Origin of the sequence: Thetidibacter halocola, from assembly GCF_018224955.1 — a bacterium.
In the GTDB taxonomy this organism is placed as follows: Bacteria; Pseudomonadota; Alphaproteobacteria; order Rhodobacterales; family Rhodobacteraceae; genus Thetidibacter; species Thetidibacter halocola.
In genome coordinates this window covers 734,199-759,276 of sequence record NZ_JAGTUU010000001.1, presented here as the reverse complement: position 1 = coordinate 759,276, position 25,078 = coordinate 734,199, and the positions used below count along the sequence as shown (strand labels likewise).

Genomic DNA, 25,078 nt, shown 5'->3' with positions numbered 1-25,078 from the left:
CGTCAGGCCCGCGCGCGGGGCAAGAGCGGCGCGGCCTAGGTCCGGAGCAAACCTCCGTCGCCAAAGGTGAGCTGGCCCGAACGGCCCATTTCCGGGGCAAAGCGTTCGGCCAGTGTCGACAGGGCGCGGGCCTTGCCGATCATGACCAGGCTGCCCGGTTCCGGTTCGGCGGTGGTGCTGACGGCGCGGCCGGGGGCGGCGGCGTCGGCCCAGACCCGGGGATGCAGTTCGGCCAGCCGCTCGCCCGCGATCCAGTCGAATTCCGCCGAAAGGCGCATCGCGGGGTCGTCCACCTCGCCGCCGGAGGGCAGGGTCACGCCGGTGAAGGCGGCAAGACGGTTGACCATGTGCTGGTCGCCGAACCGGTCGAGGATGTCGCGCAGCCCCTCGCGGAACAGGCCGGCATCTGCGCGGCGCTGCGCCTGCGGGTCGGTCTCCATCGCGCCCAGCCAGATCCAGGCATAGCCGCCCATGCCCCAGATGTCGCGGGTGCGGTGGGCGGTGCGGCGGGCCTGCGCGTCCAGCCGCTCGAACGTGCCGTAGCGGCGCGGCAGCAGGTCGCGCCCCAGCGCGCGCATGTGGTCGGGACAGCGGGGTTCGAGATCAATCAGGTCCTCGTAATCGTCTTCAACGCGCTGGGCCGGAGCCGGGTCCACATCAAGCACCGCGCAGCGCAACTGCGCCATCAGGGCGCTGTCGGTCTCGAACGGGTCAAAGCGTTCGGCCAGCCTTGCGGCGGCCTGCATGTGCCGCAACCAGCCACCGCGGCGCTGCGGCGACAGGACATCAGGCTGCGACGCGCCGCGCCAGACCCGCGCGGCATCGACATGGGCCGCCCCCACCACATAGCCCAGCGCCGCGCTGTCCGGCAGATCCTCGAGATTGGCCTGGAAGGCGGTCAGCGCGGCGCTGGCCTGGCGCGGTTCGCCCCGCATGATCGCGGCGTGGGCCGCCTGCACCACGTCGGCGCGGGCTCCCTGGGCCAGAAGTTCCGCCTGCGGCATCAGGCCGGTGGTCATGAGGCGCGCGCGGTCTGCGGCCTCGATCTCGGCGGCGAGCGTATCCCAGGCGTCCTGCCGCGCCAGATGGCGTCCGCGGTTGCGCAGGGTCTGGCGCAGGTCATCCTCGTCCGAGGGATCGCGCATCGCGATCTCGACGCGCGGGCGCAGCGGGGGCACGGCCGCCGGCGCGGCGGACTTCCAGACGATCTGGTCGTCCGCGGTCCGGGAAGCGGGGCTTTCAGGCCGCATGATTTGGGTGGCCCCCCGCCGCAGCAGTGGACCGAGTCGGTTTGTGAAGACGCGCATGTGTGGCAGCACTTTCGTCGATTTACGCTCTACACTGACGCCCCTTTCCGGCGAAAACGGGGCCGGAAGGGGAAAGCTTGCCGACCCTTCCGTGCCGGTTTTAGGCAATGATCCGCCGATGGGAACGCTGCGTTCCGCCTGTCGCGACAATCGGGCCGACCCTGGCCATCTTGAAAAATGCTCGAATTTGCGGCAAGCACGGCCCATCATGTTGCGTGCTGCCATTCTTTTCACGCTTCTGGGCACTGCTGCCATCGCCAACCCGACCCCGCTTCCGCAGGGCAACGGGACAACGGCGCCCGCGCTTGCGACAGAGGCTGTTTCGCCGCTTGCGGTCGACCGCTCTTTGCGTCCGGTGGCGCGGCGCGCAGTCGTGCTGCCCGATGCCCGATGGGCGAACAAGGGGGACCGGCGCGGCTGGACCCTTGCCATCGTCCGGGCGCTGCGGGCCCATGCCGCGAGCCTTCCCGACACCGTGCCGCGCGACATCGCCACCTGGTGCCCCGGCTATCCCACCGCCTCGCGCGAGGAACGCGAGGCGTTCTGGGTCGGGCTGGTGTCGTCGCTGGCCTGGCATGAAAGCACCCATCGCCCGGCTGCCGTGGGTGGCGGCGGGCAATGGTACGGCCTGACGCAGATCCTGCCCTCGACCGCGCGGCTCTATCGCTGCAAGGCAAAAAGCGGCGAGGCGCTGAAGGACCCCGAGGACAACCTGTCCTGCGCGTTGCGCATCATGGCGCGCACCGTGCCGCGCGACGGCGTCATCAGCGCCGGCATGCGCGGCGTCGCCGCCGACTGGGGCCCGTTCCATTCCAAGCGCAAGCGCGAGGACATGCGCGCCTGGGTCCGCTCGCAGGAGTATTGCACCGGCATGCCCCCCTCGCTGCGCCCGGTTGCGCGTCCCGCGGGGATCGGCATCGAGGCAAAGACCAGGGACTTGCCGCCATCCAAGATGCCGGTCATGTCCACCCGCAGCGAAGGCTAGGCGTCAGGCCCGCAGCCAGCCCGGCCGCCGGGTCGCATCGACCAGCGATACGGCGGGCGCGCGTGCGCCTCCCAGCGCCAGCGTGGCGCGGCGCAGCATCTCGATCCCGTCCTCGGATTTCGCCGGCAGGGCCGAGGCGCTGATCGGCTCTCCGATGGTGATGCGGTAGGGCTGGCGATCCTTGTTCAGCGTCTCGTGGAACAGCGTGATGTCGCGCAGCGTCGGGTGGACCAGGTCGAACAGGTAGAACAGCACCGAGTTGCGCGCCCGGATGTTCACCGGGATCACCGGCAGGTCGAACTTGCGCGCGATCATCGCGGCAGAGGCCATCCACGGCCGTTCATGCAGCGACAGGCCGCGCCGTTTCGCCAGCCGTCCCGAGGGAAAGATCACGCCCAGTCGACCGGCCTCGACTGCGTTTCGCGTGTAGGCCATGGTCTCGCGCGTCTTGGCGTGGCTGCGCTTTTCCTTGCGCCATTCGACGGGGGCGATCATCGCCTCGAACTGCGGCAGGACGCGCAGGATGTCGTGATTGGCGAAATAGAAGGCATCAGGCCGCAGCGGGCTGATGGCATGGTGCAGCATGATCCCGTCAGCGATGCCCGTGGGGTGGTTCGCCACGATCAGCGCGGCACCCTGCCGCGGCAGGTTCTCCAGCCCGCGGACCTCGACATCGCGGGCCAGCATTTGCCCCAGCCGCTGCATGATCGTGTCGGCGGGCAGCGCTTGCAGGGTCTCGCCAAGGGCTATGGTCCAGTCATAGCCCAGGACCCGGTCCAGCGCGGCGCGGGCCAGGCGGGTTTCAGGACGCGAGGCGAAGAGCCACGGCGCGCGTTCGGCAATCAACGGGTCGATGCGGTCTTTCATGGGTCCACCCTGAACACGCAAGCGTAACGGCGATGTGACGCGCGGGCTCCCTATGAGTATAGTCATTTTGGCTTGGAATTGCATCTGTGGCCCGGCTCGTGTCATCTGAATGCGCGGCGGTTTGCCTGCCGGCCAGGGGCTAGAACCCAGCGAACGGATGCCGTTCCGTATGCACGCCCCGCGCCTCGAGGGCGGTTTGCAGGATGCCCCCGGGAGGCAGCGCATCCTGCGGCAAGGTCAGGCGCCGCCCGTCGCGCAGCACCAGCCGCACCCGGGGTGACAGGTCCAGCCGTGTTTCGAACCGGACGGTCTCGATCCGGTCGAGGGCGACCGTGCCGCGCGCCCGGCCCGAGCCCCAGTCCAGCACCCCGTCGTCCAGCCGCAGCCAGGCCCGCCGCGCGATGACGAAGTCCCAGGCCGCGGGCAGGGTGGTGGCCAGCATCAGCGCCGCGATCCAGGGCGACAGCGCGATCCACAGCCAAAGGCACAGGACCACGCTCCACGTCGCCAGCAGGATCAGCCCCGCCCGCAAGGTTCGCCCGGTGCTTTGGTGGACCAGCGGCGTCACCGCCCGCCGGCCACGTCCATGATTTCCCGGGTCACGTAGGAGGCGCGCCCTGACAGCAGCCAGAGGATCGCCTCGGCGCATTCGTCCGGCGTGCCGGGCCGGCCCATCGGCGGGGTATGGCCGATCTGGGCAAGGCGTTCCGGCTGGCCGCCCTTGGCGTGCAGGTCGGTGGCGATCAGGCCGGGGCGGATGGCGTTGACGCGGATGCCCTCGGGCGCCAGTTCATCCGCCAGACCCAGCGTCATCGTGTCGATCGCGCCCTTGCTGGCGGCGTAGTCGACATACTGGTTGCCGCTGCCCAACCGCGACGCGGCCGAGCTGACATTGACGATATTGCCGCCCTGGCCCCATTTTCGCATCAGCAGAACCGCCTGCCGCGCCACTTCGAGCGCGCCGAAGACATTGACCTCGAAGACCTTGCGCACGCGATCCGGCGTCAGGTCGGCCAGCTTGCTGTCGGCGGGCGACACGACACCCGCGTTGTTCGCAAGGTCGATGGCGCCCGGTTCCAGCGCGGCCACCTGCGCGAACAGCGCCGAGATCGCCTGCATGTCCGAGACGTCGGCCTGCATCACATGCGCCTTCGCGCCCTGAGCGGTCACGGCGGCGGCAACTGCATCGGCCCCCGCCTTGTCACGTCCGTAATGCACCACGATGCGGTCCCATCCGCGCGCGGGGGCGAGGCGCGCGGTCGCGGCCCCGATGCCGGCCGAGGCGCCGGTCACGATCAGAACTCGGCTCATGTCAGGATCCTTGTCACCATTTCGTTCACGTCGCGCGACAGGCCGGGGCGGGCCTTGATCCGCTCCAAAGCCGCGCGCATCTTCGCCTGCCGCCCCTCGTCGTAGCGCCGCCATGTCTGGAAGGCCGAGCACATCCGCGCCGTGGTCTGCGGGTTCTTCTCGTCCAGCCGGATCAGCCAGTCGGCCAGCAGGTCATAGCCCGCGCCGTCCGCACGATGGAACCCCGCGTGGTGTCCGGCAAGACTGCCCATCACCGCACGGAAGCGGTTGGGGTTCGTCCAGTCGAACAGCGGATGCTGCGTCAGCCGGCGCGCGACCTCGACGGTCTCGGACGGGTCCGAGGCCGCGACCTGCAGCGCGAACCACTTGTCCATCACCAGCCGGTCGTCCTTCCATTGCTCGTAGAAGCGGCTGACCGCGGGTTCGGCCCGGCCCGCCCGGATCAGCGCCGTCAGCGCCGAGAGTTGCAGGGTCATGTTGTCGGCGGCGTCATATTGCGCCTGCGCCGCGTCGCCGCCGTCGATCCGCCGCAGCAGCGCCAGGACCGTGCCGCCCAGGGCCCGCTTGCCTGCCTGATCGGCATCGGGGCTGTAGGGCGCGTCGATCCTCATCTGCGCCAGCAGCCCGGGCAGGAACCCGCGCCAGCGCTCCGCCATCGCCTGCCCCAGCGCCTTGGCGGCGGCGTGGATCGCATCCGGATCGGGCGTCACGCCGCGCTCGAACAGTGCCTGCGCCAGCTCTGATTGCGTGGGCAGGTCCAGCATCAGCGCGCGATAGGCCGGATCGAGCGTATCGTCCCGCACGACCCGCTCCAGCGCGTCGATCCAGACGGCATCCGGCGCGCTCGCGTCTGTGACCTGCGCCAGCAGACCGTCGCGGGCGAGGCTGCGCGAAGCCTCCCACCGGTTGAAGGCATCCGTGTCATGCGCCAGCAGGAAGGCGCGCTCCTCGCGGCTGGCCTCGCGCTCTAGCACCACGGGGGCGGAGAAGCCGCGCAGGATCGAGGGGATCGGTTTCGACGACAACCCGTCGAAGCGGAAGCTCTGCGTGGCCTCGGTCATCTCGCAGATCGTGGTCGGCACCACCTCGTCGCCGTTCGGGTTCAGCAGGCCCACGGCGATCGGGATGACAAAGGGCGCCTTGACCGGCTGGCCGGGCGAGGGCGGCGTGTGCTGCGTGAAGGTCAGTGTATAGGTGCCGTCCTGCCAATCCTCCGCGACCGACAGCCGGGGCGTGCCTGCCTGCGCATACCACCGCTTGAACTGCGTCAGGTCGCGGCCCGTCGCATCCTCGAAGACCTTCAGCCAGTCCTCGATGGTCGCGGCATCGCCGTCATGCCGGTCGAAATACAGATCCAGCGCGCGGGCATAGGCATCGTCGCCGACCAGCGTCTTGAGCATGCCGATCACCTCGGCGCCCTTTTCATAGACCGTCGCCGTGTAGAAGTTGTTGATCTCGACAAAGCTCTCGGGGCGGACGGGATGCGCCAGCGGCCCCTGGTCCTCGGGGAACTGCCGCGCGCGCAGGTCGATCACGTCGCCGATCCGCTTCACCTCGGCCCCGCGCATGTCGCTGGTGAACTGCGCGTCGCGGAACACCGTCAGCCCCTCTTTCAGGCACAGCTGGAACCAGTCGCGGCAGGTGATGCGGTTGCCGGTCCAGTTGTGGAAATACTCATGCGCGATGATCGCCTCGATGCGCTCGAAATTGGCATCCGTGCTGGTCTCGGGCGAGGCGAGGACGGCGGCCGAGTTGAAGATGTTCAGCCCCTTGTTCTCCATCGCGCCCATATTGAAATCGTCCACGGCAACGATGTTGAACACGTCCAGATCATATTCCCGGCCGTAAACCTCCTCGTCCCAAGTCATCGACTTCTTCAGCGCCTCCATGCCGAAGGCGCATTTGCCCTCGTCTCCGGGTCGCACCCAGAGGTTCAGTTCCACGGCGCGGCCCGATTTCGTGGCGAACGTGTCGGCGTGGTTGCGCAGATCGCCCGCCACCAGCGCGAACAGGTAGGCCGGTTTCGGCCAGGGATCGTGCCATTCCGCCCAGCCGTCGCCCGCACCTATTGGGTTGCCGTTCGACAGCAGCACCGGCAGGTCCGCCTCGATCCGCACCGTGAAGGTGGCCATCACGTCGGGCCGGTCCGGGTAATAGGTGATCTTGCGGAAGCCCTCGGCCTCGCATTGCGTGCAATACATTCCGCGCGACATGTAAAGCCCTTCCAGCGCGGTGTTGGCCTCGGGCGCGATCTCGACCTCGGCCTCCCAAAGGAACGGCGTGCCCGGCACCGCCACGCGCAGCCCGCCCTCGACCATCTCTGGCTCGACCTTTTCCCCGTCGATCGCCGCCCGGATCAACCGCAACTCTTCGCCATGCAGGAGGAAGTCCTGCGCGGGCGCCTGCGGGTTCGGCGCAAACCGGATGCGCGACAGGATGCGCGTTGCGCGCGGCGCGAGGACGAAGGTCAGGTGCACCTCCTCCACGATCCAGCCGAACGGGGTGTAGTCCTTGAGATAGACCGTTTGGGGGGCGGCGTCTTTCATCGCTGGTCCTTCGGTTGATGGGCACGCGGCGCGCGCTAAAGTGTTAGGCCGCCTTCGGGGCGGGGGCAACTCATCGGGTGAGGGTATGGTGTCGATCCTCTGGTTCAAGCGCGATCTGCGACTGGCGGATCATCCGGCGCTGGCGGCGGCGCAGCGCCACGGCCCGGTGGTCTGCGTCTATATCGTCGAGCCGGACTACTGGCGCCTGCCGGATGTCTCGGGCCGCCAGTATGATTTCCTGCGCGAAAGCCTCGACGACCTGCGCGCGGCCCTGCGGTCGCGCGGCGCCGACCTCGTGCTGCGCGTGGGCGAGGCGGTTGCCTTGCTCGAGGCGTTGCGGCAGGAAACCGGCGCGTCGCGGCTTTTCAGCCTCGAGGAAACTGGTAACGCGTGGACCTATGCCCGCGACCGCGCAGTTGGGGCCTGGGCGCGGGGGCAGGGCGTGCGCTGGGCGGAACTGCCGCAATGCGCTGTCCGCCGGGGCCGGCACGACCGCGACGACTGGTCGAAGCAACGCAACCGCTGGATCGCCGAGCCGCCCTTGCCCGCGCCCAACCGGATCGACGCGCTGGCGTTGCGGTCCGATCCCCTGCCCGATGCCGCCGCGCTGGGCGTCTCCGACACCTGCCCCGAACGGCAGAGGGGCGGGCGAAACCAAGCCCTCAGCCTGCTTGGCGGCTTCCTGACCGAACGCGGCCGCGACTACCGCCGCGCCATGTCCACCCCGCTCGGGGGCGCGACCGCCTGTTCCCGACTCAGCCCGCATCTCGCCCTCGGTTCGCTTTCCGTCCGCGAGGTGGCGCAGGCCACCGCCGCCCGTCAGCGCGAGGTCCGCGGCACGCGCGAGGGCTGGTCCGGCAGCCTGTCCTCCTTCCAGTCCCGCCTCGCCTGGCGCGACCATTTCATGCAGAAGCTCGAGGACGAGCCGCCGATCGAATGGCGCGAGATGCACCCCGCCTATCGCGGTCTCCGCGATGCGCCGGACGACGAGCGCCTCGACGCCTGGGCGCGGGGCGAAACCGGCTTGCCGTTTCTCGACGCGTGCATGCGGTCTCTGCACGCGACGGGTTGGCTGAATTTCCGAATGCGCTCGATGCTGATGGCGGTCGCCTCCTACCATCTCTGGCTACCCTGGCAGGTCACGGGCCGCCACCTGGCTCGCCTGTTTACCGACTACGAGCCGGGCATCCACTGGAGCCAGTGCCAGATGCAATCCGGCACGACCGGCATCAACACGCTGCGCATCTACAACCCGGTGAAACAGGGCCACGACCAGGATCCGACCGGCGCCTTCACCCGCCGCTGGGTGCCAGAGCTTGAAGTCGTGCCGGACGCCCTGTTGCAGGAACCGTGGCGCTGGGACGGGCCCACGCGTTATCCGCGCCCAATCATCGACGTGGCCGACGCGGCAAGACAGGCGCGCGAGGCGATCTGGGCGGTTCGCAAAGGCGAGGATTTCCGCGACCACGCCGCCCGTGTGATCGACCGCCACGCGTCGCGCAAGGATCGCCATTTCGTCAACGACCGTGCGCCGCGCACCGAGAAGCGCAGGCAGGACGCACGACAAGGGAGCTTCGATTTTTGATGCCCAGGGGCGTGAAAAAGATCGACCTGCCGCAGAAGACCTGCGCTACCTGCGGCAAGCCCTTTGTCTGGCGCAAGAAATGGGAAAAGGTCTGGGCCGAGGTCCGCTACTGCTCCGAGCGGTGCAAGGGCGACAGGCCAAAGCGCCGCTGAGCAGTCCCTGCTTCATCTTGCCCGGTAAACTCCGGGGGTGAGGCCCGCAAGGGCCGAGGGGGCAGAGCCCCTTGCGCGGCGGCAAGGCCGCCGCGCGGGTCGGCCCGGGCATGGCCCGGGCCGAAACCCTATTCCGCAGCGCGCAGCGGCAGTTCCGGCTGCAAGGTCTCGGCCTCTTCCAACTCGACCCAGATGATTTCGGGCGCCTTGATCCGCCGCGCCTCGCGCAGCAAGGCCCAATCCCGCGCCAGCCGGCTCGACCGGCCCGCGCCCAGCCGCGCCAGCAGGCGGGCAAGCGCAAACACATAGCGCCAGAACCAGACCCGCAGCGCCAGCATCGAGGGCGTGAAGACCAGCGTCAGCACCGTCGCGATGCCCAGGCCAAAGACCACCGCCGTCGCCAGGTTCTTCCACCACAGCGCCGTCGGGCTGTCGACCGAATAGCCCCCGGCGAAGAAGTCGAGGCTCAGGCCGAACATCATCGGCGCCAGGCCCGCCATGGTGGTGATCGTTGTCAGCAGCACCGGGCGGATCCGGTCCTCGGCGGTGCGCACGATGGCCTCGATCCGGGGCATGTAGCGGCTGTATTCTTGGTATGTGTCTATCAGCACGATGTTGTTGTTCACCACGATCCCGGCCAGCGCAACGATCCCGGTGCCGGTCATGATGATGCTGAAATACTGGTCCATCACCAGCATCCCGATCAGCACGCCCGCGGTGGACAGCACCACCGCCAGCAGCACCAGCGTGGCATTGTAGAAGCTGTTGAACTGCGCCAGCAGGATGATGAACATCAGCCCCAGCGCCCCGGCGAAGGCCGATTGCAGGAAGGCCGCGCTTTCGGCCTGCTCCTCCTGGTCGCCAGTCCACTCCCACTCGATCCCGGGGCCCAGCGGCCCGGTCTGCAACCAGGCGGTCAGCTCTGCGATGCGCTCGTTGGCATTGACTGGCACCAGCGTTGCGCCGGACGCCACGGCCTGCGCGACCGAATCCCGGTCCACGCCGTCCTCCAGCGCAATCAACTCGAACCGCGCGCCCTCGGGGCCGTCGAGCACTGCGCCGCCATGCGGCTCTGCCCCGGGGTCGAGGCTGCGCAGGGTCGCGCGGGTCGCGTTCCCGTCCATCAGCTTGACCAGGCCCGGCGCCACGTCCGCCTTGATGTCGAAATAGCGCTTCTGGTCGATGCGGTTGATTTCGGCCAGCTTGGCCACCGGCTCTCGCGTGATGAAGTTCGCCAGCGGCACAAGACCCTCGTTGGTGCGAACCTTCAGCGTGTCGAGCGTCGACAGGACGCGGTCCTCCTCGGGCAGGCGGACGCGGATCTCGATCTCCTCGTCGGAGCCTGCGGGCGTGTAGGTGTCCAGCAGGATGCCGCGCGTCACCAACTGCACCATCGCCCCCACGGTCACCACGTCGGCGCCGAAACGGCCGGCCTTTTCCACGTCCACGTCGATCTGCCAGTCGATGCCGGGCAGGGGGCGCGTGTCCTCGATCAGGGTCAGGCCCGGCGTCGCATCATACCGTGCCCGCGCCGTGGCGGTCGCCGCCACCAGCGCGTCCCAGTCGTCGCCCTTGAGACGCAGATGTACCGGCTTGCCCGAGGCCGGGCCGCGCGCCTGTGCCAGGATCTCGACCTCGATGCCGGGGATGCGGCCCAGCTTGGCGGTCAGGTCGTCGATGATGAAGTCGCCGTCCAGCTGCGCCAGCGTCACTTCGGTCGGATGTGTCCGGGCATACTCGGCGCGATCCTCCCACGGGATCGTCTCCAGCTGGACCTGGCCAATCGTGTCCTTGGGCGCCTGCGCGCCGCCGGTGTTGTTGTTCAGCCCGCCCTCGCCGGCAAAGGCAAAGGCCGACTGCACGCCGGGCTGCTCCAGCACGATCGCCTCTGCCCGCTTGACCAGCGCATCTTTTTCCTCGAGCGACAGGTTGCCCCGCGCGCGGACATAGACGATGGCCTGCTCGGGCTCGGAATCGACGAAGAACTCCACGCCGTTGTTGTTCTGCGCGTAGTAGCCGAAGGTCATCACGACAAAACCGATCACGGCGGCGGCGCTGACCAGCGGCATGACCGGGTTGGCGGCGATCATGTGGATCACCCAGCCGAAGGGCGTGCGACGATAGCCGGCGTCGATCCGCTTGGGCGCGCGCCGGATCTCTGCGGCATCCAGCACGACCGAGGCCATGGCCGAGAAGGCGAGGAAGACCACGATCCCCGGCAGGTAGGCGAGGAAGCCCTGCGCCGGGTTCGGGAACAGGTAGCTGGGGTTGAGCACCATCATCGCGCCGACGAACAGGCCGAACAGCGACACCGGCACCAGCGCGGCGCGCAGTGCCCAGGGCGTGCCGGCCCGCAAGGCCTCGGCAGCGCGGTGGATCTGGCGCGACCAGCGGCCCGACACGCCGCCCATCACCGGCAGGTAGACCAGGGCGACCACCAGCGAGGCCGACAGCACGAAGATCAGCGTCACCGGCAGCATCCCCATGAACTGCCCCGGCACGCCGGGCCAGAACAGCATGGGCAGGAAGGCGCAAAGCGTTGTCGCGGTGGACGATACGACCGGCCAGAACATCCGCTTGGCCGCCTCGACATACGCATGCATAGGGCCTGAGCCCTCGGCGATGCGCTTGTCGGCGTATTCCACGACGACGATGGCGCCGTCGACCAGCATCCCCACGGCCAGGATCAGGCCGAACATGACGATGTTGGACACCGTCACGCCCATCACCGCCAGCAGCGCAAAGCACAGCAGGAACGAGGTCGGGATGGCGAAACCGACCAGCAGCGCGGGCCGCGCGCCCAGCGCCGCCAGCACCACGATCATCACCAGCGCGATGGCGGTCAGGACCGAGCCCTCGAGCTGGCTGACCATGCTGGCCACCTGCCGGCTCTGGTCGTTCGAGGTGCCCACGTCCATGACCGCGCGCAGGCCTTCGGGCCATGTCCTTTCGGCCTCGTCCACGACGGCCGTGACCGCCGCGACGGTGTCGATGATGTTGAAGCCCTTCCGCTTGACCACCTGAAGCGCAACCGTCGTCTCGCCGTTGAAACGCGCCGTTCCGATGCGGTCCTCGAAGGTCAGGTTGATGGTGGCGAGGTCGCCCAGCGTCACCACGCGATCGCCGTTCACCTTGACCGGCAGGTCATAGACGTCGCGCGCCTCGGTAAAGCTGGACGGGATCTTGACGCTGAACGTGCCCTGCTGGGTCTCGACCTCGCCGGCGGCGATCAGCTGGTTGTTGTTCTGCACCACGCCGATCAACTCGCCTGCCGTCACGTTGTAGCTTTCCAGCTTCAGCGGGTCGATCGTGACCTCGAGCATCTCGTCGCGGTTGCCCGCGATCCCGGCCTCGAGCACGGCGTCGATGGATTCGATCCGTTCCTGGAGGTCCTTGGCGACGCGCGCCATGGTGCGTTCCGGCACCGGGCCCGACAGGTTCACGATGATGATCGGGAACTCGGAAAAGTTGATTTCGTTGATCGAATACTGCTCGGCGCCATCGGGGAATTTCGCCTCGGCATTGTTCATGCCCTCGCGCACCTCGGCCATGGTGGCGGTCTTGTCCCAGCCGAACTCGAATTCCAGCGCCAGGCCGGCATAGCCCTCGGAGGCGGTGCCGGTCATGGTCTTCAGCCCGTCGAGGTCCGACAGCTCGGCCTCCATTGGCTTGACCAGCAGGGTCTCGGAATCGGCTGCGGAAATGCCGGGGAAGGGGACGGAGATGAACAGCGCCGGGATCTCGATATCCGGCTCGCCCTCCTTGGGCAGCGACACGTAGGCATAGCCGCCCACCATCAGAGACAGCGCGATGAAGGCCAGGATCATGCGGGCGCGCGCGGCGGCCCAGTCGACGATGCCGGTCACTGGATCACCTCCTCGAAGCTGGGTTCCACCGGAACCCCGTCGGTGACGTATTCCTGCCCGACGGTGATGACATCCACCATGTCTGGCAGGCCCGATACCCAGACGCCCTCGCGGCTGTCGCGCAGCAGGGTCACGGCCATGAATTGCGCGGTGCCGTCCTCGGCCACGGTCCGCACGCCCAGCGTGCCGTCATCGTCCAGCGTCAGGGACGAGGCGGGCAGCAGGTGGGCGGGGGCGCCCTCGGCCTCGATTGCGATGTCGGCGGTCTGGCCGTCGCGAATCGTGAGGTCGCCATTGGCGACCGTCAGTTCGACGCGGAAGGTGCGCGTGACCGGATCGGCGCTGCGCGACACGAAGCTGACCGTGCCCGCCACGCGGCGGCCGTCGACCAGTTCGGCCCCGGCGCGGGCGCCCGGCTCGACGCGGGCGATCTCGGTCTCGGGAACGAAGGCCACGAGCTTGATCGGGTCCAGCTGGATCACCGTCGCGCAGGCCGACCCCGGCTGCATCAGCGCGCCCAGTTCGGCGGTGTCGGTTTCCAGCAGGCCGGCGAAGGGCGCGGTGATGGTGAGCCGATCTATGTCGTTCTCGACAGAGGCGACGGCGGCCTCGGCCGACTGGATGGCCGAACGCGCGCTTTCTGCGGCGGCCTTGGCTGATTCGACGCCAGCCAGCGCGCCCTCGTAGGCGGATTTCGCCGAGATCGCCGCGGCCTTGACGCCCTCGATCTGGCTCAGCGCCGATTCCAGCGCGGCACGGGCGCCCTCGACGGTGCTCTTGGCCTGCTCGACATCGGCCTCGGCGCCCTTGACGCCCGAAAGCGCGGTCTGCACCTGCGCCTTGGCCGACTCGTATCCGGCCTCGGCCCCGGCAAGCCGGGTTTGCGCCGCGAACCCGTCGCGGGCCAGTTCGCTGGCGGCGGTCAGGTTGATCTCGGCCTCCCTGACGCGCGAGCGCGCCTCGCTGAGGCGGGCCTCGGCCTCCGGCACGCCGGCCTCGGCCTGGCCCAGCGCGGCCTGTGCCGCAGGGATGCGCGCGCGCGCCTCCAAAAGGCCCGCCTGGGCGGCGGGTATGGCTGCCTCGGCCTCGGCGATGCGCGCCTGCGCGGCGGGCACGGCGGCCTCGGCCTCGAGCAGGCGGGCGGCGGCCTCGGGCACGCGGGCGCGCGCCTCGGCCAGGCGCGCCTGCGCCTCCTGCAAGGACACGGCGCGGGTGCCTGGATCGATCTCGCACAGCAATTGCCCGGCTTCGACCAGGACGCCCCGGCGCAGCGGTTCGGAGACGATCTTGCCGCTGGTCTCGGCCCGCACCTCGACCTCGCGCAGCGCCTCGGTCTCGCCGCGCAGGACCACCGCGCTGCCGACTTCCTGCGCGACCGAGCGCGTGGCCATCACGCGAACGGTGCCCTCGGGCAGGCCGTCAGTCTCGGTCTCGGGCGTGGCATCGGCGGTTTCGGCCGGCGCCGCGGCCGGGGTGGCCTCGGACGCGACGGGGGCGCCGCCACGGGCGAACTCCAGAAGGGCGTCGCGCTGCATCACCAGGGCGTAAAGCAGGCCGGCAACGATGATGGCCGTCAGGATGGGGAACAGTCGCATGCGCTTTTTTACCGTCTCGTCTTTCCGCCGCCGCGCGGCGCGTTTTGTCTGTACGGGTCCGCCCGGCGGGGAAACGGGGCATGATGTCTCGCCGCGGCCCAGGCTGAACCGTGCGGTTCAGTTTAGGGCGCGCCCCCGGGGCCTTCAAGATGAACCGCGCGGTTCAGTTGCGTTTCCCGTCGATTTTCGCGCGCGGTGTGGCCTCTGCGGGGCATTTTGGCGTCATTTCGGGCGGCGGAGGGGCGCTGGTGCGGGTCGGTCGCGCCTTGGCAGCGCCGCGGGGGCGCGTTAAGAGAGGCCGCAAGACGGGGGGCGACCCCGAACGGGAGGCACGGGTGAGCAATACCGACAGTTTCATCGACGAGGTGACCGAAGAGGTCCGCCGCGACCGCCTTTTCGGGCTGATGCGGCGCTATGGCTGGATCGGCATCCTGCTGGTGGTGCTGATCGTCGGCGGCACCGCGTGGCGGGAATACAGCCGGGCACAGGCCGAGTCGCGGGCGCAGGCCTTTGGTGACGCGATCATGAGGGCGCTGGACGAGGCCGAGCCGCAGGCGCGTATCGCGGCGCTGGGCGCCGTCGCGGCGCCGGGGCCCGAGGGTGAGGCGATCCTCAACCTGCTGATCGCCTCGGAACAGGGCAGCGCGGGCGAAGGCGCTGCGGCGGCCGAGCGGCTGGGCGCTGTGTCCGGCAACACCGAGGTGCCGGCGATCTATCGCCAGATCGCCCAGTTCAAGGCGCTGGCGCGTGCCGATTCCGGGATGGACGCCACCGCGCGCCGTGCCGGGTTCGAGGCGCTGGCCGTGCCCGGTGAACCGCTGAACCTGCTGGCGCAGGAACAGCTTGCGCTGCTCGACATCGAGGCCGGCGATACCGCCGCCGCGACCGAGCGGCTGCGCGCCATCGCGGCGGATTCGGCGGCGACGACGGGCTTGCGCCGTCGCGCGCAACAGGTGATTGTGGCCTTGGGCGGAACGCTGGACGAAGGCTGATCGCACCGGAACGGGAAGGGGCAGATATGGCAGGCAGCAGGGCAACCGGTCTGGGAATCGTGGCATTGGCGGTGCTGGTCGCAGGCTGCACCGAGCGCGAGGCCATCCTGCCGGGCGAACGGCTGGGCATCCGCGAGGTGCTTCAGACCCGGGCCTCGGCGGATGACGTCACGGTGTCGAACGCGGCGCGGGGCATCGCGTTGCCCGCGCAAAGCGCCAATGCCGACTGGGCGCAAAGCCCTGTCTCGCCCTTTGCCCGCGTGACCCATGCCCGCCTGTCCCCGGCACCGCAGCCGGCCTGGTCGGTATCGATCGGGGCGGGCGACACGCGTCGCCAGCGACTGAACGCCGATCCGGTGGTCGCCGACGGGCGCATCTTTACCATGGACAGCGCCAACGTGGTGCGTGCCACCTCGACCGGCGGCGCGCCGTTGTGGTCCCACGACCTGACGCCGCTGCGCGAGGGGTCGGAGCAGGCACAGGGTGGCGGCTTTGCGGTTGCGGGCGGGCGGGTGTTCGTCGCGTCGGGCTTTGGCACGCTGACGGCACTCGACGTCTCGAACGGGGCCGAGCTCTGGACGCAGCGTCTTTCCGCTACCGCGACCGGCGCCCCCAGCGTGGCGAACGGCGTGGTCTATGTCACCGGCGGGGATCGCAGCGGCTGGGCGGTCGAGGCCGAGGACGGGCGGGTGCGCTGGCAGGTGGACGGCGTCGAGGACGTGTCCAATGTCGCGGGTGCCCCTGCGCCGGCGGTGGGCGACAAGGCGGTGATCTTTGCCTATGGCTCGGGCAGCGTGCAGGCGGCCTTCCGAGAGGGTGGGCTGCGGCTGTGGAACGCCGACCTGCTGGGCCGCCGCAACGGGTCGGCCCGGGCGAATATCAACGACATCACCGGCGATCCGCTGATCGATGGAGACCGGGTCTATGTCGGCACACATTCGGGCCGGGTGGCCGCCCTGTCGGTCTTTGACGGCGAGCGGATCTGGACCGCGCGCGACGGTGCGCTGGGTCCGATCTGGCCGGTGGGCGGATCCGTCTTCTTTGTCTCTGACCTCAACCAGCTGGTGCGGCTGGACGCCGACAGTGGTGAACGGATCTGGGCAGTGGACCTGCCCGGCTACCTGCCCAGCCGCAACCCGAACCGGCGGCGTGACGAGGCCTATGCCAACATGGGCCCGGTCCTGGCGGGCGGACGGCTGGTGGTTGCCAGTTCAGATGGCGCGCTGCGCTTCTTCTCGCCCGAGGATGGCAGCCTCACGGCCGAGGTCGCGGTGCCCGGCGGCGCGACGACCCGGCCGGTGGTGGCCGGCGGCGTGCTCTATGTCGTGTCGACCAAGGGCGTGCTCCACGCCTTCCGCTGAGGGATGGGGGCTTTGCCCTCGTCGCCCGCTGCGCGACGCGCCCTGAGCCTATCGGGCAAGATGAAGCGGCAGGCGGTGCGCGTCGTCAGACCGGGAGGGCCGCGATCGCGACGCGGCGGCCTTCGCTGAGCAGGACATTGTAGGTGCGGCAGGCGGCGGGGGAGTTCATCACCTCGACGCCAAGACCCGCGGCCTCAAGCCGGGCGCGCAGCGCAGCGGGAAGGTGGGCGATCTCGGCCCCCATGCCGACGAAGAGCACATCGACAGTGCCAGCAAGCTCCAGCAAGGCCGGCTCATCCGGCAGGCCGCCCCAGGGCCGGGGCGTGCCGCCTGCCATCAGCATCGGGCCCTCATGCACAGCGCCCGCGACGCGGAAGAAGCCGGGGCCATAGCCGTCGACGGGCATGGCGTCGGTGAACTGGATCTCGTTGATGCGCATGGGTGGGCTCCCTTCTCCAGGTGGCAGTGTTCAGTGCCAGAACGGCAGGCCCGACAGGGCCGAGGCCGTGATGATGACATAGGCTGCGATGCGGTAGGCGCGCTCGCGCTCGGGGCGGAAGATCGCCGCACCGACCACGTTGCCCAGCACCACCGGCGCCATCAGGGTGACGCCAAGCAGCACCATGTCAAGGTTCAGGCTGCCACGCACTCCCAGCATGGACAGGAAGACCAGGTCGAACAGGAACAGGAACATCATCGTGTTGGCGCGGATCGCGGCGGCGGGCAAGGGGCTGGCCATGTAGAACAGGATGACCGGCGGGCCGGGGATGCCCGCCACGCCGCCGAGGATGCCCGAAACGCCGCCGATCCCGTAGACCATGGGCGGGCGCAGCCGCCCGCGGTAGCGCAGCCCGAGCACCAGGCAAGTCACCAGCGTCAGTGCGATGACCGAGACGATGATGCGGAATTGCGTCGGGTCCAGCAGCGCCAGAAGCATCAGGCCGAAGGGCAGGGCCAGCGTCATCCCCAGCATCAGCCGGGCGATGTCGGCGGGCTGGCCGTCGCGCCAGGCCCGCGGCAGGTTGGGCACGGGGCCCGCCGCGTCCATCACGACCAGCGCTACAAGCGCGGCCAGCGGGCTGAGGACCTGTCCCGCGACGGGCAGGAAGACCATCGCCGTGCCGAAGCCCGCGAAGCCGCGCACCGTTCCCGCGACGAGGGCGGCCAGCGCGACCCATGCCAGCCCGGGCGTCGAGAACGCCTGGGCCAGCGCGTCAGGCATCCACGTCGCCGAACTGGTTCCCGGTGGTGTCGGTGGGCTTGGTCCAGTCGCGCTTGACGCCCAGCCACAGCAGGAAGGCCGAGGCGACGAAGACCGACGAATAGGTGCCGACGATGATGCCCCAGGTCATGGCGAAGACGAAGCCGCGGATCACGTCGCCGCCCAGAACAAGCAGCGCAATCAGCGCCAGCAGCGTCGTGCCCGAGGTCATGAAGGTCCGGCTGAGCGTCTCGTTGATCGAGAGGTTCAGCACCTCCTTCAGGTCGCGCGACTTGTACTTGATCAGGTTCTCGCGCACCCGGTCGAAGATCACTACCGTGTCGTTCAGCGAGTAGCCGACGATGGTCAGCAGCGCCGCGATGATCGACAGGTCGAAGCGGATTCCGAACTCGGAAAAGATGCCGATGGTCAGGATGACGTCATGCACCAGCGCCAGCACCGCGCCCGCCGCGAATTGCCATTCGAAGCGCAGCCAGATGTAGACAAGGACCGCGAAGATCGCCAGCGACACGGCGATGGCGGCGGTCCAGATCAGCTCTCCGGACACTTTGGGACCAACCGACTCGACCGAGACGAACTTGATGTCGGGCACGATCGCCACCAGCGCGGCCTCGGCTTGGGTTATGACCTCGCCCGAGACGGCCTCCTGCCCTTCCTGGGCCTGAATGCGGACCATGGCGACGTTCTGATCGGGGCCGAAGTTCGGGTCGAAGACCTCGGAGATCACAACGTCGCCCAGATCCAGCGCGCCCAGCGCGGCGCGGTAGGCGCCGACGTCGACGGGTTGCGCGCTTTCGGTGCGGATGGTCGTGCCGCCCTGGAAGTCGATGCCGTAGTTCAGCCCGCGGACCATGAACGATCCGAAGGCGAGCACCATCAGGAAGACCGAGATGCCCAGCCACAGGGTCGGGCGCGAGAAGAAGTCGAAATTCGTGTCGTCCTTGACCAGCTTCAGGCGCATCTCAGACCTCCAGAGTCTTGGGGCGGCGGCGTTCGAACCAGATTACGATCAGCAGCCGCGTGACGAAGATCGCCGTGAAGACGGATGTCATGATCCCAAGGCCCAGAGTGATCGCGAAGCCGCGCACCGGACCCGATCCCATGACGTACAGGATCACCGCCGTGATGAAGGTGGTGATGTTGGCGTCGATGATGGCCGAAAGCGCCTTTTCATAGCCAAGTTCGATGGCACGGGCCGGGCCGCGCGCGGTTTTCAGTTCCTCGCGGATACGCTCGAAGATCAGCACGTTGGCGTCCACCGCCATGCCGACGGTCAGCACGATCCCGGCGATACCGGGCAATGTCAGCGTGGCGCCGATCAGGCTCAGCGCACCGAACAGCAGCGCGATGTTCAGGATCAGCGCGATGTTGGCGAAGAGCCCGAACAGGCCATAGGCGGCGCCCATGAACAGCAGCACGGCGGTGAAGGCGACAGTGGTTGCGATCTTGCCGGCATCGATGCTGTCCTGGCCCAGTTCCGGGCCGATGGTGCGTTCCTCGAGGAACTCCATGCCCGCGGGCAGGGCGCCGGCGCGCAGCAGGACGGCGAGTTGCGTCGATTCCTCGACGGTGAAGTTGCCGGTGATGATGCCCGATCCGCCGGGGATGTGGCTCTGGATCACGGGGGCAGAGATCACCTCGTTGTCGAGCACGATGGCGAAGGGGTTGCCGATATTGGCCGCCGTGTAGTCGCCGAACTTGCGCGCGCCCGCCGGGTTGAAGCGGAAGTTGACCGCCGGCCGCCCGTTCTGGTCAAAGGAGGGCTGCGCGTCGACCAGCTCCTCGCCTGTGACGACGGCGGCGGTCTCGAGAATGTAGAACGCGCCTTCCTCGTCCAGCGAGGGCAGCAACTCGTTGCCGACGCCGGGCACGTCGCCCGCATTTGTGGTGCGACCGACCACCGGCTGAAAGGTCAGCTGCGCGGTGGTGCCGATGATGTCCTTGAGTTCCTGCGCGCTGCCGACGCCCGGCACCTGGATCAGGATGCGGTCGGCGCCCTGGCGCTGGATCGTCGGTTCGCGGGTGCCGACCTCGTCGATGCGGCGGCGGATGATCTCCAGCGACTGCTGCATCGTGCGTTCGTCGGTGGCCTGGCGTTCGGCCTCGGACAGGGTCACGACGATGTCGGACCCGTCGGCGCTGATGTCCAGATCGGTAGAGCCGGCCCCGGTCAGCGACACGACCGGCGTCGCCAGGCGGCGCACGGCCTCCAGCGCCTGCGGCATGCCCGCCTGTTCCGAGATGCGCACGCGCAATTCGCCGGTGTCGGACGGTTGCAGGCGGATGGTGCCCACCGCGGCGCGCTCGGCCCGCAGCACGTCGCGCACGTCCGGCCACAGCGCCTCGATCCGCGCCTCGTAGACCTCCTGCACCTGCACTTCGGCCAGCAGGTGAGCCCCGCCGCGCAGGTCGAGGCCAAGATTCACCAGCCCCGAGGGCAGGAAGGACGGCCAGGCACCGACCGCCTCGCGGTTCTCGGCGGTGTCGAGCCCCATCTCGATCGCGGCTGCCGCATCATTGTGCTGCTCGACGCGGCTGTAGAACAGGTTCGGCATCGCCAGCGCAACGCCCACCGCGAGGGTGAGCCAGATGCCGACGCGCTTCCACGGATCGATCTGGAGCATGTCGGATCAGCCTTCGGCGGGTTCGGTCTTGGACAGGACCTGCGCGATGGTGGACTTGACCACGCGAACCCGGACGTTCTCGGACAGTTCGACCTCGATCTCGTTGCCTTCCTTGACCTTCGAGACCTTGCCGATCAGCCCGCCCTGGGTCACGACTTGGTCTCCCCGGCGCAGCCCCTCGACCATCTTCTGGTGTTCCTTCATCTTCTTCTGCTGCGGACGGATCAGCAGGAAATACATGATCGCGAAGATCAGGATCAGCGGGACGAACTGTGCGATGGCGTTGCCTTCCATGCGGGGCGCTCCTTGTCAGAATGGCTGCGAGGCGGCTCTACCCCGCCCGCGAATTGCGCGGAACCTATGCGCGGGGCAGGGCGGATGCAAGGTGAAGCGGGCGGGTTTCGGGCGACCCGGGCGGTCTGATGCCCGTGCCGTGGGCGCCGCTCCGGCTAGACGGGTGCGCGGCGCACGCATAGGCTGCGCCGAGGTAAAGAGTGAGGCCGGGTATGGATCAGACCGTTCTGCCGTTGACACTTGAGATCTCCCGGGACGTTGCGGGGCTTGCCGGCCTCGCGCTGGCGGCTGCACTGGTGCTGCTGTTGCTCTGGTCGGTGGGGTCATCGTCGGAGGCGGGGGCGGGCGCGCTGCAACGCCGCATCGGCCTGGCGGGCCTGCCGCCCGCGCTGTTCTGGTTTGCCGCCGCGTTGTGGGCCGGTCTGGCCGGTGTCCTGTCGGTCGGGCTGTTCGCGCTGGTCCTCGACGTGCTTCTCCATCCGGTGCCGGTGCCGGGGGCGGAGACGCGGGGCGAGGCGACGTGGAACTTCCGCTTCCTGCTGGCGCAGATGGTGGCGCTGACCACGGTGCTGGGTGCGGTGGTGGCACTGCCCATCACGCTGAATAACCTGCGCCTGACCCGCGAGGCGACCGAGACGGCGCGCGACTCGCTTTTCAACGACAAGATCGCCGAGGCGGCGCGGGACCTCCATGCGCAGCGCCGGGTCACGCGGCGCTACGCGGACGGACGGCTTGTAGACGAGTGGGAGGATGACGTTACCCGCCGCAACGCGGCGATCGACCGGCTGCATGGGCTGGTGCAGGAACAACCCTCTGAGGCCGGGCGCGTGTCGCGCCTGCTGAGCGTCTATGTCCGCGAGTTGAGCCGGGAGTTTCCTGCGAAAGCCGCCCCGCAGACCGATGACACTGGAAAGATCAAGGCCTGGGTGAGCGGCCTGTCGCCGGTGCGCTCGGACATGGAAAATGCGGTGCAGGTGCTTGGACGACTGTCCGCCGTGGATGGCGTGTTGGACGGCGACCTGACCATCGACCTGCGGAATTGCAATCTTCAAGGTTTCGACCTAGCCGATCTTGTTTTTCCTTCGCAAACAAAGCTTAGCGGTGCGTCATGTCAGGGTGCCAAATTTTCCGGGGCTCACTTTGAGAGTATTTTTATTCGGCGTGCTAACTTTGATGGTGCTTCTTTTGTTGGCGCGAAAATGCAGGGAGCGAGAATCAATAGTTCGAGTTTCAAGGGCGCCAATCTCGCCAAGGCTGATTTTCGGAGTTCTAGATTTACGCGTGTTTACCTCGATGGGGCGGGCTGCATATTCACAAATTTCGATGGATCATACTTTGTCAAAGTCAGTCTTCGCGGCGAAAATTTCGCCTTTGCTTCACTGCAAGGATCAGCGTTTCAGCACGTGCTCGGAAATTTCCCAATAGCTGAAGAAAAATGGTCAGAGATTTTTTCTGATGCTCAACCATCGACGCTGAAAGCAGAGCGTCCTCAACATTGGTTTGATAGTCCTTTGGGCGACCTAGGATTTGAAACCGGCTGGCGCGCCTGGCAGCGCGCCATCGGTTTCGACCCCGGCACTCCCGAGTGATCCCGCGCATGGACGGTGCCGCCACGCGGACCTACCTTCGAAAGCGAACCGCTATCCGGACCAAGCCCATGCGCCTTGCCCTTGCCCTGATCCTGCTCACCTGCCTGCCCGCCTTCGCACAAGACGCCGTGGGGCGGGTCAATCTCGGGGGGTATCACTCCCGGTCGATGTGTTCGGGCACGTTGATCCGGCCCGACCTCGTGCTGACCGCCGCCCATTGCGTCGCCAATGCCGAGGATGGCTACGCCCATCCGATCAAGGACATGGTCTTTGTCGCCGGCTGGAATGGCGAGGGACACGCGGGCGCCGCGCGGGCGGCCTCGGTCGAGGTGCATCCGCTGGCCTTCGCGCAGGGACGGCTGGACATCGCCCATGACATGGCGCTGATCGTCCTGCAGGAGTCGCTGGACGTGCCGGGCCTGCCCATTGGCAGTGCCGCCCCTCAGGGCCCGTTCACCATCATGGGCTATCGCGGGTCACGCTCGCACCGGTTGTCGGTCGATACCGGCTGCGTGGGCAACAGCCTGGGCCCGCTTCTGCGCGTCGCCTGCGCGGTCGAACAGGGGCTTTCCGGCGGGCCCGTCGTCTATGGCGAGGGCGATGCGCAGCGCGTCGTCGCGGTCGTGGTGGGGCGTCTTCCCGGCGCCGGGCTGGCCGTGCCGGTGGACAGCTGGCTGCGTCGGGCCATCGCGCAAAGCCGCTGACCGCCGGCACTACACTCGCCCGGCAAGTTGGGGCATAACGCCCCCGACTCGCATGCCTTCAGGAGAGCAAGATGCACGACATCCGCGCCATCCGCGAAAACCCGGCCGCCTTCGACGCGAACCTCGCCCGGCGCGGGGCCGACCCGGTGTCGTCGTCCATCCTGTCGCTCGACGAACAGCGCCGCGCCGCCATCCACGCTGCCGAGACCGCCCAGGCCGAGCAGAACAAGGCGTCGAAAGAGGTCGGAAAGGCCAAGGCCAGCGGTGACGAGACCGAGTTCGAGCGCCTGCGCGCCCTTGTGGCCGAGAAGAAGGCCGAGGTCGCCGAGATGCAGGCCCGCGCCAAGGATCTCGACGCGCAGCTGGCTGGAATCCTGATGACCCTGCCCAACCTGCTGCACGGTGACGTGCCGAACGGGGCGGATGAAACCGACAACGTGGAAATCCGCCGCTGGGGCACGCCCCGCGGCTTCGATTTCCAGCCGAAGGAGCATTTCGAGATTGACGGCGTGAAGCCCGGCATGGATTTCGAGACGGCGGCGAAACTGTCGGGGTCGCGCTTTGTCGTGCTGTCCTCGGGCATCGCCCGCCTCCACCGCGCGCTGGCGCAGTTCATGCTGGATACGCACATCACCGATCACGGCCTGGCCGAGACCTGGACACCCGTTCTGGTGCGCGAGGACATGATGCTGGGCACCGGGCAACTGCCCAAGTTCGGTGAGGACAGCTACCAGACCACGAACGGCTGGTGGCTGGTGCCCACCGCTGAGGTGACGCTGACCAATATCGTCAACGGGCTGACGGTCGACGAGGACTATCTGCCCCGCCGTTACGTGGCCCACACACAGTGTTTCCGGTCCGAAGCCGGCTCGGCCGGCAAGGACACCGCCGGCATGCTGCGCCAGCACCAGTTCGAGAAGGTCGAGATGGTCTCGGTCACGCATCCCGACCGCTCGATGGAAGAACACGAGCGCATGACCCGCTGCGCCGAGGCGATCCTTGAAAAGCTGGGCCTGCCCTATCGCACGGTGGTCCTGTGTTCCGGCGATATCGGTTTCGGCGCGATCAAGACGCATGACATCGAGGTCTGGCTGCCGGGCCAGGACACCTATCGCGAGATCAGCTCGGTCTCGGTCTGCGGTGATTTCCAGGCGCGGCGCATGAACGCGCGCTTCAGGCCCGCAGGCGGCGGCAAGCCGGAGTTCGTCCACACTCTGAACGGCTCGGGCCTCGCCGTGGGGCGCTGCTTGATCGCGGTGCTGGAGAACGGCCAGCAGGCGGACGGCTCGGTCGACCTGCCGCAGGCGCTGCACCCCTGGCTCGGCAGTAAGACGCGGCTGCTGGCGGATGGCACGCTGGCATGACGCGCGCCTGGGCCATCCTCGTCCTGCTGGCGGCGATCGCCTTTGCCGCCTCGCCGGTGCTGGTGCCCGGCTTCGACGGGTTCGAGGCCGGCCAGTTCCCGGTGCCGCAGCAAAGCCCGGCTGTGCAGCCCGCCGGCTACGCCTTCGCCATCTGGGGGCTGATCTATGCCTGGCTGCTGGTCGGCGCGGGCTTCGGCGCGGCACGGCGACTGAGCGATCCCGACTGGGCGCCGATGCGTCCGCCACTCTTCGCCTCGCTCGCCATCGGTGCTTTCTGGCTGCCGGTCGCCCGGGTCTCGCCGCTGGCGGCCACGGTGATGATCTGGGTCATGCTCGCCACCGCGCTGCTGGCGCTGTTTCGGGTGGGTGACACCGACCGCTGGCTGCAACAGACGCCCGTGGCGATCTATGCCGGCTGGCTCACCGCCGCGTCCTGCGTGGCGCTGGGGCTGATGCTGGCGGGATATGGCTGGCTGCCGGATACGCCCGCTGCGCTGGTCGCGCTGGCCATCGCCCTGACAATCGCGCTGGCATCGCAGTATTTCCTGCACCGCGCACCGGAATACGGCATCACCGTGATCTGGGCGCTGGTGGCGGTCATCGTGGCCAATTCACAGCCCTTCAATGCCGCCGTCTCCGGCCTTGCCCTGATCGGCATCATTGCCATTCTCGGCCTGCGCGGCACCGATACCGAGTAGGCGTTTCTTCTCGCCC

21 protein-coding genes are annotated in these 25,078 nt (G+C 68.3%); 9 read left to right on the top strand and 12 right to left on the bottom strand.

The window, feature by feature from the left end; genetic code table 11:
• Positions 1-35 precede the first annotated feature (35 nt).
• A complete protein-coding gene (locus KB874_RS03370; protein ID WP_212535121.1) occupies positions 36-1,250 on the bottom strand; it encodes a hypothetical protein in 1,215 nt (404 codons plus the stop codon).
• Between the two features lie 265 nt (positions 1,251-1,515).
• Between KB874_RS03370 and KB874_RS03365 the strand changes: the two genes are divergently transcribed.
• Positions 1,516-2,292, top strand: a complete 777-nt coding sequence (locus KB874_RS03365) for a transglycosylase SLT domain-containing protein (protein WP_212535120.1) — start codon at positions 1,516-1,518, stop codon at positions 2,290-2,292.
• A 3-nt stretch (positions 2,293-2,295) separates the two neighbouring features.
• Here the strand turns inward: KB874_RS03365 and KB874_RS03360 are convergent, their stop codons facing one another.
• The 4 genes from KB874_RS03360 to pepN all read right to left on the bottom strand — a co-directional run bounded on the left by KB874_RS03360 (position 2,296) and on the right by pepN (position 7,016).
• Positions 2,296-3,159 (bottom strand): lysophospholipid acyltransferase family protein, encoded by an 864-nt coding sequence (locus KB874_RS03360; RefSeq protein WP_212535119.1) that lies wholly within the window; start codon positions 3,157-3,159, stop codon positions 2,296-2,298.
• Positions 3,160-3,298: 139 nt separating this feature from the next.
• Positions 3,299-3,727, bottom strand: coding sequence for a hypothetical protein (locus KB874_RS03355; RefSeq protein WP_212535118.1), 429 nt, complete (start codon positions 3,725-3,727; stop codon positions 3,299-3,301).
• A complete protein-coding gene (locus tag KB874_RS03350; protein WP_212535117.1) occupies positions 3,724-4,470 on the bottom strand; it encodes an SDR family oxidoreductase in 747 nt (248 codons plus the stop codon). The genes KB874_RS03355 and KB874_RS03350 overlap by 4 nt, the downstream gene beginning before the upstream one ends.
• On the bottom strand, positions 4,467-7,016 hold the full coding sequence (gene pepN, locus KB874_RS03345) for an aminopeptidase N (RefSeq protein WP_212535116.1): 2,550 nt from the start codon (positions 7,014-7,016) through the stop codon (positions 4,467-4,469). The genes KB874_RS03350 and pepN overlap by 4 nt, the downstream gene beginning before the upstream one ends.
• An 85-nt stretch (positions 7,017-7,101) precedes the next feature.
• Between pepN and KB874_RS03340 the strand changes: the two genes are divergently transcribed.
• Positions 7,102-8,601 carry an FAD-binding domain-containing protein gene (locus KB874_RS03340; protein WP_212535115.1) on the top strand — a complete coding sequence of 500 codons (1,500 nt, stop codon included), beginning with the start codon at positions 7,102-7,104 and terminating at the stop codon, positions 8,599-8,601.
• Positions 8,602-8,612: 11 nt separating this feature from the next.
• On the top strand, positions 8,613-8,753 hold the full coding sequence (locus KB874_RS03335; RefSeq protein WP_346346498.1) for a DUF2256 domain-containing protein: 141 nt from the start codon (positions 8,613-8,615) through the stop codon (positions 8,751-8,753).
• A 128-nt stretch (positions 8,754-8,881) separates the two neighbouring features.
• On the opposite strand, the gene KB874_RS03330 is transcribed toward KB874_RS03335, so the two are convergent.
• The gene (locus tag KB874_RS03330) at positions 8,882-12,619 is read right to left on the bottom strand and encodes an efflux RND transporter permease subunit (RefSeq protein WP_212535113.1); all 3,738 of its coding nucleotides are present in this window, start codon (positions 12,617-12,619) and stop codon (positions 8,882-8,884) included.
• Positions 12,616-14,214 (bottom strand): efflux RND transporter periplasmic adaptor subunit, encoded by a 1,599-nt coding sequence (locus tag KB874_RS03325; RefSeq protein WP_212535112.1) that lies wholly within the window; start codon positions 14,212-14,214, stop codon positions 12,616-12,618. Before KB874_RS03325 ends, KB874_RS03330 begins: the two co-directional genes overlap by 4 nt.
• A 335-nt stretch (positions 14,215-14,549) precedes the next feature.
• Here KB874_RS03325 and KB874_RS03320 point away from each other — a divergent pair, with 335 nt between their 5' ends.
• A complete protein-coding gene (locus KB874_RS03320; protein WP_212535111.1) occupies positions 14,550-15,206 on the top strand; it encodes a hypothetical protein in 657 nt (218 codons plus the stop codon).
• Between the two features lie 26 nt (positions 15,207-15,232).
• Positions 15,233-16,567 carry an outer membrane protein assembly factor BamB family protein gene (locus tag KB874_RS03315; RefSeq protein ID WP_212535110.1) on the top strand — a complete coding sequence of 445 codons (1,335 nt, stop codon included), beginning with the start codon at positions 15,233-15,235 and terminating at the stop codon, positions 16,565-16,567.
• An 85-nt stretch (positions 16,568-16,652) separates the two neighbouring features.
• Here the strand turns inward: KB874_RS03315 and KB874_RS03310 are convergent, their stop codons facing one another.
• The 5 genes from KB874_RS03310 to yajC are packed head-to-tail and all read right to left on the bottom strand — an operon-like array spanning position 16,653 to position 20,707.
• Positions 16,653-17,006, bottom strand: coding sequence for an Mth938-like domain-containing protein (locus KB874_RS03310; RefSeq protein ID WP_212535109.1), 354 nt, complete (start codon positions 17,004-17,006; stop codon positions 16,653-16,655).
• A gap of 30 nt (positions 17,007-17,036) precedes the next feature.
• Positions 17,037-17,789, bottom strand: coding sequence for a sulfite exporter TauE/SafE family protein (locus KB874_RS03305; RefSeq protein WP_212535108.1), 753 nt, complete (start codon positions 17,787-17,789; stop codon positions 17,037-17,039).
• Complete coding sequence (gene secF / locus KB874_RS03300) at positions 17,782-18,750, bottom strand: protein translocase subunit SecF (RefSeq protein WP_212535107.1); 969 nt, start codon at positions 18,748-18,750, stop codon at positions 17,782-17,784. The genes KB874_RS03305 and secF overlap by 8 nt, the downstream gene beginning before the upstream one ends.
• A gap of 1 nt (position 18,751) precedes the next feature.
• Positions 18,752-20,413, bottom strand: a complete 1,662-nt coding sequence (gene secD, locus KB874_RS03295) for a protein translocase subunit SecD (protein WP_212535106.1) — start codon at positions 20,411-20,413, stop codon at positions 18,752-18,754.
• 6 nt (positions 20,414-20,419) lie between these two features.
• Entirely contained in the window at positions 20,420-20,707 is a 288-nt protein-coding gene (yajC, locus tag KB874_RS03290; protein WP_212535105.1) for a preprotein translocase subunit YajC, read from the bottom strand.
• Between the two features lie 212 nt (positions 20,708-20,919).
• On the opposite strand from yajC, the gene KB874_RS03285 reads away from it, so the two are divergent.
• The 4 genes from KB874_RS03285 to KB874_RS03270 all read left to right on the top strand — a co-directional run bounded on the left by KB874_RS03285 (position 20,920) and on the right by KB874_RS03270 (position 25,062).
• Positions 20,920-22,296, top strand: coding sequence for a pentapeptide repeat-containing protein (locus tag KB874_RS03285; protein WP_212535104.1), 1,377 nt, complete (start codon positions 20,920-20,922; stop codon positions 22,294-22,296).
• A gap of 68 nt (positions 22,297-22,364) precedes the next feature.
• Complete coding sequence (locus tag KB874_RS03280) at positions 22,365-23,000, top strand: trypsin-like serine peptidase (RefSeq protein ID WP_249200208.1); 636 nt, start codon at positions 22,365-22,367, stop codon at positions 22,998-23,000.
• Between the two features lie 71 nt (positions 23,001-23,071).
• Positions 23,072-24,364 (top strand): serine--tRNA ligase, encoded by a 1,293-nt coding sequence (gene serS / locus KB874_RS03275; protein ID WP_212535102.1) that lies wholly within the window; start codon positions 23,072-23,074, stop codon positions 24,362-24,364.
• Positions 24,361-25,062 carry a hypothetical protein gene (locus tag KB874_RS03270; RefSeq protein ID WP_212535101.1) on the top strand — a complete coding sequence of 234 codons (702 nt, stop codon included), beginning with the start codon at positions 24,361-24,363 and terminating at the stop codon, positions 25,060-25,062. Before serS ends, KB874_RS03270 begins: the two co-directional genes overlap by 4 nt.
• The last annotated feature ends 16 nt before the right edge of the window (positions 25,063-25,078 follow it).